The following is a 19699-nucleotide window of genomic DNA, read 5'->3' as shown; positions in this document are numbered from 1 at the left end:
AGAATTTTAGATTATTTATCAAACCAAACCAAATTACATTATCTTTGGGTCAGTATTTTCCACAGTGCCGTTCATAGTATTTTACAAGCACTTTTTCTTATTTTGCAGAACATGAGAAAACATCAATTAATATCGATTTTTTCGTTTATAATTTTGAGCTTTAGATTATTTTCTAACCCAACTCAAGCTCAATCATCGATTTGCAATAATGATTCCACAGTAATTATCTTTTCGTATTATGATTATGACCCAATAATCGAAAACCCTACGACTTTTACCAATGAAGTGTATCATTATAACAGAGATTCAGGATATGTGACAGATCAGAATGGACAAGTTTCTTACTGGGAGAAAACAGATACAATTTATAATTCCGATAGTTTAATTTCAGAAATATTAACAAGAATTGGCTCAATCAATGGCTGGACAAATAAAACAACAATTACCCGTTCGTATACTTTATCTGGTAAATTAGAAAATGAGGTTATTAAAAGTTGGAATGGCGCATCATGGGATTCTACTCAATGGCGAAACTGGCAATACGATTCATTTGACCGTCTTACACTAGAGTTATGGACGAATAAAGACACATCTGTATGGATTAATAATTATAAAAGTGAAATAACTTACACTACAGCCGGTCCTGATACAAAAATTATTTATTCCGGAAATTGGTCCCTTTGGAATCCTGAAAAACGGTTTGTGTATACATATTCCGGCACAACAAGAAATACATTGGAATTGAGTAAATGGGATTCGACATCATCTGCATGGGTAAGGATTGATACTGCATATTATCAATTACATTATGGCGTTTGGAGCGCCAGAATCTATACAATGCGGCCGATAGATTACAATGGCATTCCCGGTTCTGAAGAATTTATGGAATACGATACATTGGATGAAGTGATCAGAAAATATATTGCACACGTTCCTATTGATACTGTACAGCATGGTGATGATGGTATAAATATTATTTATTCAAGAATTAATGGCATTTTACAGGAAACAACGAATATAGAGTATTTAGCAGGAGCCACATATTATTCAGGTATGGGATGGGTTTATAGTCATCAAATGCAAACGTTTACTAATTATGATTCCTATGGGCGGTATACGGGATATTCATTTTACAGTGAAACTCACAATATCCCCTCTATTATAGAAGCACATGATTCTATCTTTTTTAATCCCAATGGACATATTTCAAAAGAAAAATATACTTACAACAGAGATTTATTTAATGGAGAGACCGAAGAAGAAGATTGGGAAAAAGAATATTATTATTCCGATACAAATGCAGTACAAATTTTTACTCCTACCTGGGGAAGTATTTCGCCTGCTTGTACCGGTGATTCCATTCAACCATCGGTAGAGGTTTCCGGTGGCTGTACACCATATCAATTTCATTGGTATCCCAATTCAGGACTATCCTCTGATACCGTTTTAAAACCTAAGATCTTAGTTGGCGACACAACTTTATATACTCTCATTGTTACCGACAACCAAAATCGGACCGACACTTCTTACTTTCAGGTCCAATCAATTTTAAGAAAGCCATCCCTACTTGATGAAACACAATGTCTGGGAAACAGAAGAATTACCATTTCAGACTATTCATATGATCTTACAGTAAGATGGTATCAGGATGGAACATATCTAAGCTCCGGTCAGTATTTGATTATTACACAGCCCGGAAATTATTATGCACTGGTGACCAAGGGAGTTGAATTTCCACGAGATGTCTCTACAATTTCCTGTAGTATGTTTTCCGATACGATTTCAATTACCCAGATAACAACACCTATTCAGGTTTATCAACAAGCAACAATTTGTGATGGTCAGGACTTCTATTTGCCTGACAGTACTATTGCTAATGTTGCAGGAGTCTATTCAACTGTTCTAGTAACAGCACTTGGTTGTGATTCTGTGATTGAAACTACTTTGACCGTCCTGAGCTCCCCAAGCCTTGTAATTTCAACATCTGAAATTCTGTGTCATGGAGATTCAAGTAATTTAATTGTTCAGGCTACCGGAGGCACACCGCCATATATCGGCGAAGGGAGCTTCATGCTTCCTGCAGGAAATTATAATGTAATTGTGACCGATTCTAATGGTTGTCCGGGTGAAGAAATAGTTTCTATTCAAGAACCACAGGAATTAATCTCCAACCCTGGAGCCTCAGTTAATATTTGCTTTGCACAAAGCATCCAATTAGGTGGAAACCCATCAGCGATTGGTGGAACTCCTCCTTATTCATTCCTATGGTCCCCTTCAACGAACTTGTCTTCAACGAATGATCCTAATCCTATTTCTACAACTTTGCAAACCATCAATTATCAGCTTCAAATTACAGACTCTAATGGGTGTATTGCATCAGCAGATATACTAGTATCTGTCAGTGATACAACAAGACCAATAATAACTCAGACAGGAATCACATTGAATACCACAAGTACTGGATTCAATTACGAATGGTATTATAATGGTCAATTATTTAACTCCGGAGCTAACTTATCCACTATTTCACCTACACAGCCCGGCCATTACATGGTTGTTGTTTTTGATTCTGCAGGTTGTTCAACACAATCTGATAATTTCTATTTTTCATTAAACAACATTAACATGGTATATGGTGAGTCTTTTGCTTCGATCTACCCAAACCCTGCAAACGAAAATATAATTTTCAATTTTAAATCAACAACTGAAAAGAATTACACCATCACTTTTTATAACATGATTGGAAAAGAAATTTTCAGAAAAAGATTTGAATTACAAAATTCTGAAACAACAAGAGAATTGCAATTAAATTCATTATCAAAAGGCATCTATTCAATCAGAATCTTGTCTGATTCAGGGAAAATGCAATCTCTTAATCTTGTAATTCAATAATGAGTTTATCGCACTCAATTTCACCAATGATATCAGACTTTTAATACCCAAAATCCTCAGCAACTTGTCGGCTGAAAATAGCGGCACCATTCCCATTGAGGTGTTCTGAGTCTTCCCAGAAATGCGGATCGCGAATGCGGGGATCCGGGGGAGGTGTGCGTTCGTAATCGATATACTTCACCGAGTTCGCCTCAAAAAGTGAATCCAGAAAATCGCGGGCGGGTTTGTAATAATCCAGGTTACGTTTGTAATACATGGGAGATGTAAAACAATCCACATGAATATTGTTTTGCTTAGCCATTTCCAGAAAACGAATAATATAACGCGTCGCGGTTCTGTTCAGGGAGACATTTCCCGGGACCCTGTTTTTATACGTGTACTCGGTATGCAAACTATCGAGTTTAGTCACCGGTCGGGGTATAAAGCCATTTCCGGTTGCCTCAGGATTAACACGCGTACTCATGAAGTTGAGCGCGATATTAATCACCCGGCCGTTAAACCGATAACTTTTCAATTGGTATTTTAAAAATTCAAATGGACCAAGTTCATTCAGGTATTCTGTAACAACAGGATCGATACCATAATAATATTTTAACTGCTGAATACCTTTGGAGAGAACTTTTTCATCAGTAGTCGTGAGCAGAAAATCGGGTTCTACATGAAGCAATACCTGCGAAGGCATTTTGTTTTTTCCAATGAGAATGCTGAACAAACCATTCTGAAAACCCTGATCCATACCGGCATGACTGATGTTGAATCCTTTTTTCACTTTGAAACTATCCGGGTTAAGCATGTAAAATGCTCTTGAATTACCCATGATGAGCATATCCGGCATTTGTTTTTTCTGAAGATAGTAATTGATCTTCCCTCCTGTTTGTCCGACCAGGCACTTATTATAGAAATAATCAAAAACACTATTTACCACTCTGTCAACAATCAGCAAGCCGACAGTGAATGCGGCAATAACGAAAAGTATTTTTCTGACTTTTCCCATGGCCTCAGAATTGAAAATAAATAAACTGATCCCCTTCGGAAACACCGAAAAGCAAAATGATCACCAGCAACAGGAGATGAAAACCGGAGAATACCAAACGATTGCTGCTTTTGTAAAAGGTCTCCGCGTTCTTTTTTCTGAAAATGAAATAATCAAAAAGCAACAAAAGCGTGAGCATGGAAACCATGTTGAAAAAGATACTGGTATCCTGAATGCGGAGATTGAACCAATCGACAGGACTGAAGATAGAATGCAAAATTCCCATGGCGCTGGCGAAAGTATGCGCACGGAAAAACACCCAGGTTAGACAAATCAAATTGAAAGTAATGAAAGCATAAACCGCTTTTTTCCAAAATGGCATCGCGGGCTTGTGTACTTTCACATTAAACATTTTCTCCCCGGCGAGATACATTCCATTCAGTCCGCCCCAGATGACATAGTTCCAGGAAGCTCCGTGCCAGAGACCGCCGAGTAACATCGTGATCATGTTGTTGAGGTAGGTTCTGAATTTACCTTTTCTGTTTCCTCCCAATGAAATATACAGGTAATCCCTTAACCAGGAAGAGAGTGAGATGTGCCACCTGCGCCAGAATTCCGTAACCGATTTACTGAAGTAAGGAATAGTGAAATTGGTCATCATCCGGTAACCCATCACCCGTCCTGCTCCTATCGCGATATCAGAATACCCGGAGAAATCACAATAAATCTGGAATGCAAACATCCAGGTAGCGAACAAAGCGGTAAAGCCGGTATTGAAATTACCATAATTGTAAATGCTGTTGACATACATTGCCAGGGAATCCGCGACCACCACTTTTTTGAATAGGCCATACAGCATCTGTGAAAGTCCGATCATCACATTGTCGTATTCCAGACGGTTGTCGTTTTTCTTCAACTGAGGCAAAAGTGTTGTTCCTCTCTCGATAGGTCCAGCGACCAATTGAGGGTAGAACATGACAAAAAGTGAGTAGATCCCAAGATGTCTTTCGGGCTTTACATTTCCCCGGTACACTTCGATCGTATAGCTCATGGATTGAAATGTGTGGAATGACAATCCGATCGGAAGCAGGATATTCATCACCGGCATGGGATTGTGCCAACCCAGTGGCGCGCACAACTGATCCACATTGTCGAGCAGAAAGTTGTAATACTTAAAGAAAGCAAGCATTCCCAGATTACCAATTAAACTGATGGTGAGCCAGGCTTTTTTTCGTTTTTCTGTTGACGCGTTATCAATGACAATGGCCGCGAAGTAATCCACCAGGATCAGAAAAATAAGGATCAGCAAATAAGGCGGATAAAAGTACATGTAGAAATAGCAACTGGCGACCAGTAATAAAATCCAGCGGAATCTGGGAGCCAGTGCAAAATAAAGCACCGTCACAACGACAAAAAAGATCAGGAATACAATGGAGTTAAATAACACGTAGCGCTGATTGGTTTTCCAAATGTAATTATTTACTGATTTTTAGCAATCGAGTCATATTATTTCCCTGAGTCTTAGATATTCCGTTTTGTCGGAGTCCAGATATTGTTCCTTACACCAAACAAAAATCTAAAAAATCCATGCAAGAGAGCAAGATTCATCAGCGAGAAATATGAAACAAAACGAAGCAGGCGCAAATGAATGCCTGCTTTACCCATGAGGCTATCGATGACAGGTGTAAAGAGCAGTAATAATTCTCCGCCAAGCAAAATTTTAAATAGTGGATGGCCGGTAAGCATCAGCATAGCCACAAGGCTGAGGAGAGAAACGAGGATGAGAAATGGCGTCAACCATCGCAATACCTTATGGCTGATAAAACAATAACCTGCAGGTGAAAATGGTTTGAGAAGGAAACCGGAAAAGACCTTGAGGTTCTGAAAATTTCCTGTGGAGACTCTTGCTTTTCGTTTGTATTCCTGTTTTACTTCATTGGAAACATCCTCGTAACAAATCGCCTCCAGTTCATTAATACATTTATATCCTTTCTCAAGTACTTTCATGGAAATAAAAAAATCATCCACCAGAAAATTAGAGGGCACAGGGGCGAAAAGATCCTTCCGCAGTGCATAACAACCACCGAAAGGTCCCATCATGGAACCCCAGATGAGTCCTTCCTGGTATTTAATTCTATTTTCTCTTTCTATATACGATTTCTCCTGCATGGAGATTCCGTCTTTTTTCATCCCGATGTTTAGAATATTGGCGCCAACCAAACCTATTTCAGCTGAAATAAAATGTCGGTTTAAATATGCGATGGTGTCAGGTTCAAACATGACATTTGCATCCGTAAGGATCAGGATAGGATTTTTTGCTTCGCGCACCAAATCATTGATTACAGAGGGCTTTCCTCTTCTCTCTCCAAATTGTATAAAACGAATTCTGGAATCTGTTTCTGCAATTGATCTGACAATCTTTTCGGTCGCGTCGTTGGAAGCATCTGATCCAACAAGGATTTCCATTTTATCTTTTGGATAAACGGATTTTAAAATGCTTTTCAATTTTTCTCCGATTACCCGCTCTTCATTGAATGCTGAAATTACGATACTCACCGCCGGTAAGTCTGAGCTTATTTCACTTATTGCATGCCGGAAAGTTTTACCATTTGCAAGGAAGGAAAGAATGAGGGGAAACAAAACATAGCTATAGAAAACGACAAAAACAGCCAGACAGAAAAAGAAGAGGAAATAATTGACCATAATCGTTCAGGAGTATGCCAAAAATAGGCATTGCCTTTTCAACTGGCAAAAAAGATTGAGGAGCCGGAATCCAAGTTATTCAGATAGCCAGAATACCTGCCAGGGTTCTATTTAAATGCAGGTCTAAAACCTGAACCTTCATTGCATTTATGTGTTTTCCGTTCTCCTTTTTTGGAAAGGAAACCGATTGATCGCTTCTGCCCTTTCCTGACTTTAAATGCATGAATATGATGCATTAAATATGTCATATTCCTGTTAAAATCGACAAAAGCGCTTCATAAATCGGGTAATGGGGCCTTAATTATTTGTAACTTTATCAGGTAAATACACGAACATGAAAAAAGTCTGTTTCTTCCTTCTCCTTATCCTTTCATGTCAAAGGTCTTTTGGGGCACTGAACGCATATTTTGCTTATGCCACCTATGATCAGCCGGGACATTCCGCTTATGTTGAAACCTATTTGAATATAGTTGGCAGCAGTGTAAAACTGAAACCGGATGCACAGGGTAAATACATCGGTACTCTTGAAATTCAATGGGTTTTCAAAAAAGGTGATCAGATCGTACATTTTGATAAATACAATCTGCACAGTCCGGCTTTAGACAGTTCCACTCAGTTTTCTCCTGATTTTATCGATCAGCAGAGAGTAGTTTTAGACACTGGAAAATACAATATTGAACTGAAAATCTCCGATAAAAATTCAGGTGATGCACCCTATACGGTACATCAGGATATTCAGGTCTCTTTCCCTTCCTCACAGGTAAGTATTTCTGATATCGAATTGCTGGAATCCTATATTCCCGCAAAGACTGCTACCACATTTACGAAAAGTGGTTATGATGTCCTTCCCTATATCCTGGGCTACTATCCTCCGGAAATTTCCAGTCTGAAATTCTACGCGGAGATCTATCGGACAAAGCAATTTCTGAGTGATGAATACCTCGTGAAATATTACATTTCAAATAATGAAAACAGGTTGTTGCAAAATGATCTTGTCAATTATAAAAAACAGAATCCGGCGGATGTCAATGTGATTCTTGGTGAAATCCCTATTACAAACCTGGCTTCCGGAAATTACATGCTTACCGTAGAAGTTAGGAACAAAGATAACAAACTGGTCACTTACCGTCAGGTCTTTTTCCAGAGGAGCAATATCAAACAAACGCTGGCTGACAAGAATGAATCGGTGACACTTGATATCAACAATTCTTTTGTGTCGAACATTAGCAGCAAAGACACGCTGAAAGAATTCATCGCATGCCTGGCTCCGATTTCATCCAACCTGGATGTACAGATTGCTGAAAATCAGATGGCGCTTGGTGATGAACAAAATATGAAACAATACATCCTGCATTTCTGGACGGTAAAAAATCCGAAAGATCCCGAAGGTGCCTGGAACGCTTACAAGGCGGAAGTGAACAAAGTGAATGCAAGTTTTTCAACTCTGAACAAACGTGGTTATGAAGCTGATCGCGGTCGGGTTTATCTTCAGTATGGTCCGCCGAATTCCATCACCAGCGACAACATTGATCCAAACGCTATTCCCTATGAGATCTGGCATTATTACGCCATTCAAAATCAGAGCAACCGTAAATTTGTGTTTTACAATCCGGATGGAGTTTCAAACGATTACAAGCTCCTGCATTCAGATGCAAACGGAGAGCTGAAGGATGACAGCTGGGAGCTCAAATTACACAGTCGTTCACAGCAATTCAATGATCCTGATAAAGAAAATTCTATTGATATTTACGGTACAAAAACCAAGGATAATTTCAAAAATCCAAAGTAATTTGTAAAGGACAATCTAAAGGGAATAAACTGTTTTTCTGATCAATCTTTTAAGATTACCTTGCATCCCGGCAGGGTAATTTTTTTTATGGCAGGCACACAAAAACGAATTGCGGTAGTCATTCTGAACTGGAACGGAAGATTCTTTCTGGAATCATTTCTTCCTGATGTGATCCGGTTTAGCCAGGACCTTGCGGAAATAATTGTAGCCGACAATGCCTCTTCGGATGATTCCATTGCCTGGTTGAAAAAGCACCTTCCGGAAGTCAGGATTATTCAGCTGGATAAAAACCTGGGTTTTACAGGTGGATATAATGAAGCTCTGAAACAGGTTTCGAACGAGTATTATGTACTCCTTAATTCAGATGTAAGGGTTACAGAAGGATGGCTATCACCGCTGCTTGATCTGATGGATCAAAATCCGGACAGAGCAGCCTGTCAGCCCAAAATTTGTTCCCTGGCACACCCCACCGAATTTGAATACGCGGGTGCCGGAGGAGGTTTTATTGATCATTACGGTTATCCTTTTTGCAGAGGGAGAATCTTTTATTCTTTGGAAAAAGATGAGGGACAATTCAACGATTCGCGCCAGGTATTCTGGGCATCCGGAGCTTGCATGTTTATTCGTTCTTCAGTCTTCCACGAATTGAATGGCTTTGATTCCAATTTCTTCGCCCACATGGAAGAGATTGATCTGTGCTGGAGGATTCATCGGGAAGGAAAGGAAGTCTGGTATTGCGGTGCTTCCACTGTTTATCATGTCGGCGGCGGAACCTTACCCAAGAACAATCCCCGAAAAACCTATCTGAATTTCCGTAATAATCTGTTGATGTTGTACAAAAATCTGCCGGTGGATTTATTCCCTAAGGTGATCATTGCCCGTACAATACTCGATTCTGCGGCTGCTTTGATCTTTCTGATCAGGAATGGTAAGGCCGATTTCAAAGCTGTTATTCAGGCTCACAGGGATTTTCATGCCATGAAAAAGGGTTATAAAGGATTCCGAACCAATACGCATAATGTTCATAATCAGTATTTTAATCTTATTTACTGGAGATCCATTGTGCTTGCCTTTTACCTTTTTAAATCAAGGAAATTTTCCGACCTTAATAGATTCCCCCAGGCTCATGATGCCGGTAGAAAGGTGTAAGGGAAGGATGAATTTTGGGGTAACAAAAACGTATTTCAGACCTATACTATAGCTGAACATACCGGGACCTCAACTGGTCTCCAGAAGCTTGAAATTATGGGAATTGAAAGTGTAGACATATTGATCCAGCGTGCGCAGGTTTTGCGTGGACGAAACATCGGCCAGGCCATTGCATTGCTGGATGATGCTTTGTCGATTGCTCAGCAGATAAATTATAAAAAAGGCATTGCCTTGGTCATTCGTGACAAAGCAGCATGTTCTTTTATTCAGAAGAATTACAAACGGGCGCTCACCGGTTACAACGAAGCATTACAATTCTTCAAGGACCTGGATGATAAGGAAGGACAATTGAGTTGTTTGACTGAAATCAGTTCGATTTATTTCAAACTGAGTGAGGTTCCATCAGCCCTGACTTATATTCTTGAGACACTAAAAATTAATACCGAGCGGGGAGATTCTGAAGGGATTGCATTGGGGTATAATGAAATCGGAAAGCTTCACATTTATCTGCAGGAGTATCCGAACGCGATTGAATATTTCAAAAAGGCATTGAAGATTTTTGAAGGCATTAAAAACAAAAAGGAAATGGTTCATTCCTTTTTCCTTCTTGGCAATGCTTATAACTGGATGGACGATCTGGATAAAGCTCTGTACTATTTATTGCGTGCAGAAAATTCAATGGAACACCTCGAGGATGCAGAAACACGTTCAAAAACCCTCGGTAGTCTCGCCATTTTACACACCAAACTGAAAGAATACGATAAGGCCCTCTCCTATTTCAACAAAGCGCTGGACATTGCTTCGGAAGGAGCATCGAATACAGTAAAGGCTCAGTTGAAAAAAAGTCTTGGCAACCTTTACATTGATTTGACCCAGTACGACAAAGCGATTGAAGTACTGAAGCAGAGTTTGAAGATCGCGCAATCATCGCCGATGGAAGCGCAGCTGGTGAAAATCCACCAGTTTCTTTCCATAGCTTATGAGAAAATCGGTGATACAGAAAATGCGCTACTGCATTTCAAAAAGTTTTTTGAGCTCGATAAGGAGTTTACTAACGAAGAAGTCACTTTAAAAACCAAGGCTCTTCATATCAAATACGATCTGGAAGAACTCAAAAAGCAAAAAGAGATTGCAGAATTATCCGACAAACTGAAGGAACAATTTCTTGCCAATGTGAGTCATGAGATTCGTACACCGATGAATGGCGTGCTTGGAATGGCTCATTTGCTGGGCAAAACAAACCCAACCCGTGAGCAAGAGGAATATATTGACGCGATAAAAATTTCCGCGAATAATCTGATGGTGATCATCAATGACATCCTGGATTTTTCAAAAATCAACGCGGGTAAAATAGAATTTTCAGAAACCGAATTTAACCTCCGCGATCTGATCAAAGGAATTGTCCAGATTCTACAGGTAAAAGCGGATGAAAAGAAAATACAGATAGGTTGTACACTTGATTATCATATCAAGGATTTTTTATTGGGCGACCCTATTCGTTTGAACCAAATTCTTGTAAACCTGATGGGGAATGCCGTCAAGTTTACCGAGAAAGGAAAAGTGACGCTCGATATTAAAGTAGTTGAAATAAAAGATAACGTCTGCAAAGTACGATTCCGGATTACCGATACGGGAATCGGAATACCTGACAACAAGTTGCAATCCATTTTTGAAAGCTTCGAGCAGGCGGAGAACAACAAGAGACGTTATGAAGGAACAGGTCTTGGATTGACCATTGTAAAACAACTGGTCGAATTGCAAGGCGGTAGTATATCCGTTAAATCCAGAGTGAATGAAGGTTCTGAATTTACGGTTGAAATGTATTTCAAATTAGGAAATAATCAACCGAAAGCAGTTCCGGTTCAGGTTGCAGACACTTCGGAGCCGGTAGATTTTTCACACGTACGTGTGTTTGTGGTAGAGGACAACAAAGTGAATCAGCTGCTGGTTAAAAACATGCTGAAGAAATTTGGTTTTGAAAATTTTGACTGTGCTGAAAACGGAAGAACCGCTCTCGCGAAATTGAGAGAACACGAATACGACATCATTCTCATGGATATTCAGATGCCGGAGATGGATGGTTATGAAATTACGCGTGAAATACGAATGCGGATGCGTCCGGAAGTTCGTAATATTCCAATCATCGCTTTGACGGCGGATGCTTCTGAAACGGAAAAGATCAAGGCGAAGGAATGCGGGATGAATGACTATGTCGTCAAACCGTATACTCCGGAAGAATTGTACAGCACCTTACTGAAATTTATTCCGGAACAGGAACAGAAAATGGATGCCAAAGCAGGCAACCGATTGGATGGTGCCGCCATTTATCAGAAGCATACTCCGGGTATGAATCTTGATTTCCTGGATAAATTCACCGGTGGTGATCAGGAATTGACGATTCAGCTCATTGAAATTTTTCTCAAACAGGTTCCTGAAGCAATCGAAAAGCTGAATGTTCACATCCCAAAACGTGAATGGAAAGACACGCATGCTGTTGCACACAAGTTGAAATCCAGTATCGCGATTTTTGAATTTCAGGAATTGAAGAAACTCATTACAAATATTGAAGAATACGCACGTGATGGCGAGCGTCTGGAAGAAATTCCGCATTTGTATGCTGAGTTTAAAGAAGGTTCAAAAATAGCGGTGCGTAATCTCGAAGCTGAACTTGGAAAACTTCGTCAGCTGGTGAGTAAAATGCATTGAACCTAAATTAAAATTGGTTCAAAATATTTTCCTGGAAAATATTTTTCGAAAGAAATTTTATTTGGCTTTTCCTCTGTGAAATTCGACAAGTCCGTCGAGAGGATTCTCGCTGATGGTACCGATTTTCAAACCGAGCTCCTCCCCTGATGTTTTCAATACATCAGAAAAATTCCATGCTATGGACCCGGTGAAATGGACCGGATACATTAAATGTTCCGGGTATTTCATGATTGTTCGTTTAAAGTACTTACGAAAACTGTTTTTCAAAAGGTCCTGAATGTATTTTTCGTCCTTGTGTTTTCCCGCGAACGCGGCGAAGGAAGCGATATACCTGTTGGCAAGCGGACGACGGTAAATATGTTCGAGAATATCTCCTTTACTAACAGCATACACCTTTTCAAAATCAGCATTTAATACGGCAGGCATTTCTCCATAGAGGTAGTCTCTCAGAATTTTTTTACCAATATAGGCTCCGCTTCCTTCATCACCAAGTATGTAACCCAGGGAAGGGACTTTGCTAATGATAATATCTCCATTATAAAAACCGGAATTAGATCCGGTACCTAAGATTCCAAGGAGCCCTTTGCTTCTCTTGCAGAGAGCTCTTGCAGCACCAAATAAATCGGAGTGAACTTCAATTTTTGCTTCTTCAAAATGAATTCGCAGTCCGTCATGGATGATTTTACATTTCTCAGGAGTTCCGCAACCTGCACCATAAAAGAATATTTCCTTCACAACTGTATTTTCGGGAAAGGAAGCACACACTTCCCTGCTGACGATTTCGGCAATTTGCACTTCATCCAGAAAAAAGGGATTCAAACCACCTGACCGGATCTTGTGTAAAGGTTCTTTCCCGGAAACAAGCATCCATTCTGTCTTGGTAGAACCGCTATCCGCTATCAGTATCATTTGTAATTATTCTATCGTGAATCGATCGCCTTCAAGTGCAAGGGTGGTTTCGGGAAACACCGCTTTGGCTTCTTCCAGCAATGGATACAAATTTTTGTATCGCGCTGAAAAGTGCCCTATGATCAAACGCTTCACCCCTGCTTTTTTCGCAATCAAACCGGCCTGTTCTGCTGTGGAATGAAAAGTCTCCCTGGCACGATCCGCTTTATCAGAAAGGAAAGTTGCTTCGTGATATAGTAAATCCACGCCTTTCACGATTCCAACAAGTCGTTCATCAAATATAGTATCCGAACAAAATGCGTATTTCCTGGGCTTACGCGGATCAGTTGTAAGTGATGAATTGGGAATAATTTTACCGTCTTCAGCGACAAAATCATGGCCGGCTTTTAAATCGTTATAAGCTGTTACAGGGACTTTGTAGAGAGACAGCTTGTCCTTTTTTAATTTTCGCTGACGGGGCTTTTCCGAGAAAAGAAAACCTGTACACGGGATCCTGTGACTGAGAATGATCGTCTCCACGCGGACATCATCATCTTCAAACAGGATGGTAGAATTACGAGAATCCACTTCATGAAATTCAACAGGGTATCTCAGTATCGTTTCGGAGTACTTTAGCTGGATGTCGATAATTTCCTTCAGATCACGAGGCCCGTAGATATGGAGTGTGGAAGCTCTCCCCTGCAGATGCATGGTAGAAATTAACCCGAGTAGTCCCAGGTAATGATCGCCGTGCAGGTGGCTGATGAAAATGTGATTGATCCGGTGGAATTTAATCTTATACCGGTTCATTTGTATCAGTGTACCTTCTCCGCAATCAACTAAGAAAAATCGCTCATGAAAATTTATAACCTGAGCGGTAGGATGTCGTTGATAAATAGGAGTTGCAGAACTACTGCCAAGTATGCCTACTTCAAAAATCATTAGTTACCGGAAACAATCATTCGGCGGGTAAAAGAAGACCGGCCATTGGTGATGGTGTAGAGATATATCCCCGGTCTCAACTCTTCTGACGTCAAAGCAACAGTATTGTTGCCCTTAGGAAGGCGAAGACTTTGAGTTTGCAATACATTGCCGATGAGATCCGATACTTTTATTTGTATTGTCTCTGAAACAGGAGAAGAAACAATCACATCCGTTTTTCCAAAGAACGGATTGGGTTTGTTTTGAGAAACCTGGAATGTGGAAGGAACCAATGTGGCTACACCGATATTATCATCAATTACGATGGTGTAATTTCCATTGGTGGTGTCCACTTGTTGAGGAATAATACCGAGAAGTCTGCCACTTACTTTCAGGCTCACTTCAAGAGGATAATTACCAATCATTCCTACCGTTGGAGCATTTCCTGTAATCTGGAAACAACTGGTGGCCCCACCCGGGAAAATACAATTAGATGGTGTGCATGAATACGTAAAGCCGGAAGGAAGTCCGGTTACAGCTGTCACCCGCACAGAATCGACTGTTACGCTTTGTCCGGCATAAGTCGTTGTTGCAGGAACACAAAGGTGAATATCCGCCACGTATGAGGTGCCAACAAATGCATGAGGCAAACCTGTAGCGCTGTCAGGATAAATCCCGGTTACATTATGAGTAATGGAAGTATCCGGGACACACTGGCTGTATCCGGAAAAAGAAAATGCAATTGAAACCAGTAACAGGGAGAAGAATTTTTTCATACGCGGAGCTTTCTAACTATTCTTTGTGCAATTGTTTTTCAACTTCTTCCATGAAGATCAAATCAATGGCTTCGTTTACGGTAGGTAATTGTGTAAGCATGCTATCGAGTTGGGAAATCGAGATCAGCTTACGAACATGATCCTGAACACCGGTCAGCACAAAAGTTCCGTTTTGATCACGGCACATTCTGAAACCCACGAGAATAGCACTCAATCCGGACGAATCGCAGTATTGTACTTCATTCAGATCAAAAATCAGGTTTTTGAATCCTTCATGGTGAAGCATTACAACTTCAGCCTTCAGTTCCGGGGCAACATTAGAGGTAAGTTTCTGTTCATGAATTTTGACCAGCGCGTACTTTTCCTGTCTATCGATTGTTAAGTTCATAGGATGAGCATTTTTTCAAATTTACGAGGATTTTTTGGGTTCTCAACGTGTAAGGGATTAATTTTCAACAAGCAGGAACGGGGATTTGTTAATATTGATGATTGATGATTGATGATTGAGGATTGAGGATTGTGGATTGTAGATTGTGGATTGTGGATTGAGGATTGTGGATTGAGGATTGAGGATTGAGGATTGAGGATTGAGGAAAAATGTGTTGAGAATATAGCTAAGAAATTTATGATGGATGCAAGGGTAAAAATTGAATACCTTAAAATGAAAATCAACATGGAACACGGAACCCTAAACACGGAACCTAAAACCAATTACTGGTTCACCTGCCCGGCGAGGAGATAAAGGACGGCCATGCGGATGGCTACGCCGTTTTCGACCTGGTTGAGAATGATCGATTGGGAAGAATCGGCTACATCGCTGGTGATTTCCACTCCCCTGTTGATCGGACCGGGGTGCATGATGGTGATGCGTTTTGAAAGTGAATCCAGAATTTCCTTATTGAGACCAAAAAGCTGAACATACTCACGCAGTGAAGGAAAATAACGAATATCCTGACGTTCGAGTTGGATGCGTAACATATTGGCGACATCACACCATTCAAGTGCTTTTCTAAGGTTGAATTCGACTTTCACACCCAGGGAAGAAACATACTTTGGCATTAATGTCGTCGGACCGCAAACCATTACCTCCGCACCCAATTTTTTCAAACAGAAAATATTCGACAAAGCGACTCGTGAATGAAGGATATCACCGATGATGGCTACTTTTTTCCCTTTTACTTCACCCAGTTTTTCGCGGATGGAAAACGCGTCGAGCAATGCCTGGGTTGGATGTTCGTGTGCTCCGTCTCCCGCATTTACAATGCTTGCGTTTATATGCTTTGAAAGAAATTGCGCGGCGCCCGCATGAGGATGTCGCATCACGACGATGTCCACCTTCATCGCCAGAATATTATTGACTGTATCAATCAGTGTTTCGCCTTTACTGACAGAAGAAGAAGATGCTGCAAAATTTACCACGTCGGCCGAAAGCCTCCGCTCCGCGAGTTCGAATGAAAGTCGTGTGCGTGTGGAATTTTCAAAAAAGAGATTCGCGATGGTCACATCCCGTAAGGATGGAACTTTCTTGATGGGTCTGTTGAGAACCTCCTTAAAATTATCCGCAGTAGAAAAAATACGCTCAATGTCATCGACTTTGAGATCTTTGATTCCTAACAGATGTTTTACGGAGAGGGCTCCCATTTTGGTTGTTGGTTGTTAGTGCTTAGTGCTTAGTGGTTGGTGGTTGGTGCTTAGTGGTTGGTGGTGGTTGATTAGATTTGTAATTGTTTTCCGTCTTTCGTCCCACGTCCCACGTCTCTCGTCCCCTTATCCATTCATTCATTTTAAATTAAAATTCTGAACTCTTTTACTGCAACCAGACTCCGTCTTCGCCATCGATTTCTTTCCACTTTACAGTTACTTTTTCTGAGGTGATGGTATCAACAGAGATCCCGATATAATCAGGTTCTATGGGTAAATGACGACTGTAACGACGATCGACGAGGGTGAGCAATTCAACTTTACGCGGACGGCCGAAATCGAGCAAGGCATCCATTCCTGCACGTATGGTTCTTCCTGTGAACAAGACGTCGTCCACAAGGATTACATTTTTATCTTCAATAATAAAATCGAGCCGGGTCTGGTTAGGGGCAATAATTTCCCTTCTACGGAAATCATCCCGATAGAAAGTAACATCCAGATCGCCGATCGCGATGGAAGGTAAATTCAGAATTTGTTTGAGAGAATGTTCAATTCGACGGGCGACATAAATTCCGCGGGGTTGAAGTCCGATCAATGCGGAATTAGAAAAATTATCGTGATTTTCGATCAATTGGTAACAGAGCCGTTTGATCGTGATATCGAAGTGTGTACTGTTGAGCAGCAGTCGCTTTTGCATTCCGTTTTCAAATGTACGCTTAATCGTGCAATTTTCAAATAGAGTGAAAATTCATCGATTCCAGGTGTTTAGATAGAATTGCAGAGAACCCGGGTAAGTACTGATTCTGAAAACTGTTCTAATCAATCTACACTTCTACCCCAAATTGTTTCAAATGGTGTTTCGCGTGTTTGTGCAAGAGCTGGATCCATTCCTGGAAAGTCAGATGTCCAAAGAAAGGATTGGTCACAGTTGTTCCGGGATGTTCTTCGAAATGTGCCACGAAATACTTGATTTCATTTTCGAGTTCCTGAATTGCTTTGGTTTTATCTTTCAGACGAAGCTCAGGAGGCGTTTCTTCCATTAAAATATTTTTCGTGTTTGGACGAAACTCCTTGTCACTGGCCAGGAAATCTTTCATCGCCTGTACCTTTTCAGCCGGAGTGATTAATGGATGTGGATTCTTGCCATTTGCGATACGCAATGATTCGCTCATGTGTTCAATCATTTGCTGAACATTCATATTACCCCATAGTGGCTTTGTATCCGGATCGAGTTCTGTCAGCTTATCAATGAATTTACGCTGCAGGAAATAGAGTTTTGAATCCATCTTTAAATTTTTTGATATGTAAAATTACAATTTCCCTTTAATCAAAAAAGCACAAAAAGAAACCGCCCATCCTTTGTAAAAGAATGGGCGGTTGTATACTCTTAAGAAATCGGATTAATCCTCTTTCTTATCTTCTGATTTTACAGTTTCGCTGTCGGTCTTTTTCTTCTCAGCAGCTTCCATTTCATTCTTCAGATTGCTAAGAGCTGTAAGATCGCCAAGAGTGGTTTTCTCAACACTTTCTTTCACTTTCTTCACAGCTTTAGCACCTTCTTCGCGTTCAGCGCCTTTTTGAGCACTTTCAGCGGCACGGTTTGTAGCTGTTTTTTCTTCGTGAATACGGCTGTGAGAAACAACGATCTTGCGTTGATCTTTGCTGAATTCGATGACTTTGAAATCAGCTTTTTCTTCAGCTTTCAGAGTCTTACCATCTTCTTTCACCATGTGTTTGTTCGGGCAGAAAGCTTCAACACCGTATGACAAAGCGATAGTCGCTCCTTTTTCACCGATTTTGAGAACAGTTCCTTCGTGAACAGAATCCATTGTGAAGATAGTTTCGAACACATCCCAAGGATTTTCTTCGAGTTGTTTGTGTCCAAGACTGAGACGACGGTTTTCCGGATCAACTTCCAGAACAACTACATTCATCTTATCACCTACTTTACAGAACTCAGAAGGATGTTTCACCTTTTTGCTCCAGCTCAGGTCAGAGATGTGAACCAGTCCGTCGATACCTTCTTCGAGTTCAACGAATACGCCGAAGTTCTGGAAGTTTTTAACGGTAGCTGTATGTTTGGAACCAACAGGGTATTTAGTAGCAACAGTCACCCAAGGATCAGCTTTCAGTTGTTTTAAACCGAGAGACATTTTGCGTTCTTCACGATCGAGGGTGAGGATAACCGCTTCGATTTCATCACCCACTTTCAGGAACTCATGCGGGCTGCGTAAGTGCTGTGACCAAGACATTTCAGAAACGTGCACGAGTCCTTCAACACCGGCAGCGATTTCAACGAAAGCACCGTAATCAGCGATCACGACAACTTTACCTTTTACTTTATCACCTACATTCAGGTTAGCATCAAGCTGCGTCCAAGGATGTGGAGTAAGTTGTTTCAAACCAAGAGCGATACGTTTTTTCTCGTCATCGAAATCAAGGATAACAACATTGATCTTCTGATCCAGTTTAAGTACTTCTTCAGGATGGGAGATACGTCCCCATGAAATGTCAGTGATGTGCAACAAACCGTCAACACCACCAAGATCCATGAACACACCATAAGAAGTGATGTTCTTCACAGTACCCTCGAGAACTTGTCCTTTCTCGAGTTTCTTCATGATCTCTGCTTTTTGAGCTTCGAGTTCTTCTTCGATGAGGACTTTATGAGAAACAACTACGTTTTTGAATTCGTTGTTAATTTTAACGACTTTAAATTCCATCGTTTTGCCTACGAACTGATCGTAGTCACGAATTGGTTTCACATCAATTTGTGAACCCGGAAGGAAGGCTTCGATTCCGAATACATCGACAATCAAACCACCTTTTGTACGGCATTTTACATAGCCGGTAATAATTTCATCTCCTTCAAGAGCCGCGTTAACGCGATCCCATGATTTGAGGGCACGAGCTTTTTTGTGAGAAAGAATCAGCTGGCCGTTTTTGTCTTCCTGTGTTTCCACATAGACTTCCACCCGGTCGCCGACTTTAAGGTCAGGCATGTGGCGGAACTCAGCCAGTGGTACCAAACCGTCGGATTTGTAGCCGATATTGATCAGCACATCCTTCGAAGTAATGGAAACTACCAGTCCGTCTACGATGTCGTGCTCAACCACTGAATTCAGGGTTTTGTCGTACATCTGTTCCATTTGTGTGCGCTCTTCAGCAGAATAGTCGGATCCGCCTTTTCCTGTGGAATCCCAGTTAAAGACTTCTGGTTTGTACTCCGATGTTTGGTTCGTGATTTCTTCGGTAATCATT

The 19699-nt window shown here is 40.8% G+C and carries 15 protein-coding genes; 4 read left to right on the top strand and 11 right to left on the bottom strand.

Annotated elements, in window-relative coordinates; all coding sequences use genetic code 11:
- The first annotated feature begins 153 nt into the window (after positions 1-153).
- Positions 154-2892, top strand: coding sequence for a T9SS type A sorting domain-containing protein (locus IPP86_11855; protein ID MBL0139208.1), 2739 nt, complete (start codon positions 154-156; stop codon positions 2890-2892).
- Positions 2893-2932: 40 nt separating this feature from the next.
- On the opposite strand, the gene IPP86_11850 is transcribed toward IPP86_11855, so the two are convergent.
- From IPP86_11850 to IPP86_11840, 3 genes are all read right to left on the bottom strand, one after another.
- Positions 2933-3886 carry a hypothetical protein gene (locus IPP86_11850; GenBank protein MBL0139207.1) on the bottom strand — a complete coding sequence of 318 codons (954 nt, stop codon included), beginning with the start codon at positions 3884-3886 and terminating at the stop codon, positions 2933-2935.
- A 4-nt stretch (positions 3887-3890) separates the two neighbouring features.
- A complete protein-coding gene (locus tag IPP86_11845; GenBank protein ID MBL0139206.1) occupies positions 3891-5312 on the bottom strand; it encodes an MBOAT family protein in 1422 nt (473 codons plus the stop codon).
- A 74-nt stretch (positions 5313-5386) separates the two neighbouring features.
- Positions 5387-6568: a glycosyltransferase gene (locus IPP86_11840; GenBank protein ID MBL0139205.1), complete on the bottom strand. Its 1182-nt coding sequence runs from the start codon at positions 6566-6568 to the stop codon at positions 5387-5389.
- A gap of 334 nt (positions 6569-6902) precedes the next feature.
- On the opposite strand from IPP86_11840, the gene IPP86_11835 reads away from it, so the two are divergent.
- From IPP86_11835 to IPP86_11825, 3 genes are all read left to right on the top strand, one after another.
- Positions 6903-8357 (top strand): GWxTD domain-containing protein, encoded by a 1455-nt coding sequence (locus IPP86_11835; GenBank protein ID MBL0139204.1) that lies wholly within the window; start codon positions 6903-6905, stop codon positions 8355-8357.
- An 87-nt stretch (positions 8358-8444) separates the two neighbouring features.
- Positions 8445-9506, top strand: a complete 1062-nt coding sequence (locus tag IPP86_11830; protein MBL0139203.1) for a glycosyltransferase family 2 protein — start codon at positions 8445-8447, stop codon at positions 9504-9506.
- Between the two features lie 96 nt (positions 9507-9602).
- A complete protein-coding gene (locus tag IPP86_11825) occupies positions 9603-12212 on the top strand; it encodes a tetratricopeptide repeat protein (GenBank protein MBL0139202.1) in 2610 nt (869 codons plus the stop codon).
- Positions 12213-12269: 57 nt separating this feature from the next.
- Here IPP86_11825 and IPP86_11820 read toward each other — a convergent pair whose 3' ends face one another.
- The 8 genes from IPP86_11820 to rpsA all read right to left on the bottom strand — a co-directional run bounded on the left by IPP86_11820 (position 12270) and on the right by rpsA (position 19698).
- Positions 12270-13121 carry a hypothetical protein gene (locus IPP86_11820; protein MBL0139201.1) on the bottom strand — a complete coding sequence of 284 codons (852 nt, stop codon included), beginning with the start codon at positions 13119-13121 and terminating at the stop codon, positions 12270-12272.
- Between the two features lie 6 nt (positions 13122-13127).
- The gene (locus IPP86_11815) at positions 13128-14042 is read right to left on the bottom strand and encodes a ribonuclease Z (GenBank protein ID MBL0139200.1); all 915 of its coding nucleotides are present in this window, start codon (positions 14040-14042) and stop codon (positions 13128-13130) included.
- On the bottom strand, positions 14042-14797 hold the full coding sequence (locus IPP86_11810) for a T9SS type A sorting domain-containing protein (GenBank protein MBL0139199.1): 756 nt from the start codon (positions 14795-14797) through the stop codon (positions 14042-14044). Before IPP86_11810 ends, IPP86_11815 begins: the two co-directional genes overlap by 1 nt.
- Positions 14798-14813: 16 nt before the next feature.
- The gene (locus tag IPP86_11805) at positions 14814-15185 is read right to left on the bottom strand and encodes an STAS domain-containing protein (protein ID MBL0139198.1); all 372 of its coding nucleotides are present in this window, start codon (positions 15183-15185) and stop codon (positions 14814-14816) included.
- Between the two features lie 323 nt (positions 15186-15508).
- On the bottom strand, positions 15509-16438 hold the full coding sequence (locus tag IPP86_11800) for an aspartate carbamoyltransferase catalytic subunit (protein ID MBL0139197.1): 930 nt from the start codon (positions 16436-16438) through the stop codon (positions 15509-15511).
- Between the two features lie 166 nt (positions 16439-16604).
- On the bottom strand, positions 16605-17135 hold the full coding sequence (gene pyrR / locus IPP86_11795; GenBank protein MBL0139196.1) for a bifunctional pyr operon transcriptional regulator/uracil phosphoribosyltransferase PyrR: 531 nt from the start codon (positions 17133-17135) through the stop codon (positions 16605-16607).
- Between the two features lie 127 nt (positions 17136-17262).
- Entirely contained in the window at positions 17263-17724 is a 462-nt protein-coding gene (locus IPP86_11790; GenBank protein ID MBL0139195.1) for a DUF1569 domain-containing protein, read from the bottom strand.
- Between the two features lie 114 nt (positions 17725-17838).
- Positions 17839-19698: a 30S ribosomal protein S1 gene (gene rpsA, locus IPP86_11785; GenBank protein ID MBL0139194.1), complete on the bottom strand. Its 1860-nt coding sequence runs from the start codon at positions 19696-19698 to the stop codon at positions 17839-17841.
- Position 19699 lies beyond the last annotated feature (1 nt).

The sequence above is a fragment of the Bacteroidota bacterium genome (assembly GCA_016720935.1).
In the GTDB taxonomy this organism is placed as follows: Bacteria; Bacteroidota; Bacteroidia; order AKYH767-A; family 2013-40CM-41-45; genus JADKJP01.
This window is presented reverse-complemented; position numbering and strand designations above follow the sequence as displayed.

Bases quoted from the DNA above. Each gene is read 5' to 3' on its own strand.
- IPP86_11850 (MBL0139207.1), bottom strand. From the start codon at position 3,886: ATGGGAAAAGTCAGAAAAATACTTTTCGTTATTGCCGCATTCACTGTC.
- IPP86_11840 (MBL0139205.1), bottom strand. From the start codon at position 6,568: ATGGTCAATTATTTCCTCTTCTTTTTCTGTCTGGCTGTTTTTGTCGTT.
- IPP86_11835 (MBL0139204.1), top strand. From the start codon at position 6,903: ATGAAAAAAGTCTGTTTCTTCCTTCTCCTTATCCTTTCATGTCAAAGG.
- IPP86_11830 (MBL0139203.1), top strand. From the start codon at position 8,445: ATGGCAGGCACACAAAAACGAATTGCGGTAGTCATTCTGAACTGGAAC.
- IPP86_11825 (MBL0139202.1), top strand. From the start codon at position 9,603: ATGGGAATTGAAAGTGTAGACATATTGATCCAGCGTGCGCAGGTTTTG.
- IPP86_11820 (MBL0139201.1), bottom strand. From the start codon at position 13,121: ATGATACTGATAGCGGATAGCGGTTCTACCAAGACAGAATGGATGCTT.
- IPP86_11815 (MBL0139200.1), bottom strand. From the start codon at position 14,042: ATGATTTTTGAAGTAGGCATACTTGGCAGTAGTTCTGCAACTCCTATT.
- IPP86_11810 (MBL0139199.1), bottom strand. From the start codon at position 14,797: ATGAAAAAATTCTTCTCCCTGTTACTGGTTTCAATTGCATTTTCTTTT.
- IPP86_11805 (MBL0139198.1), bottom strand. From the start codon at position 15,185: ATGAACTTAACAATCGATAGACAGGAAAAGTACGCGCTGGTCAAAATT.
- IPP86_11800 (MBL0139197.1), bottom strand. From the start codon at position 16,438: ATGGGAGCCCTCTCCGTAAAACATCTGTTAGGAATCAAAGATCTCAAA.
- pyrR (MBL0139196.1), bottom strand. From the start codon at position 17,135: ATGCAAAAGCGACTGCTGCTCAACAGTACACACTTCGATATCACGATC.
- IPP86_11790 (MBL0139195.1), bottom strand. From the start codon at position 17,724: ATGGATTCAAAACTCTATTTCCTGCAGCGTAAATTCATTGATAAGCTG.
- rpsA (MBL0139194.1), bottom strand. From the start codon at position 19,698: ATGATTACCGAAGAAATCACGAACCAAACATCGGAGTACAAACCAGAA.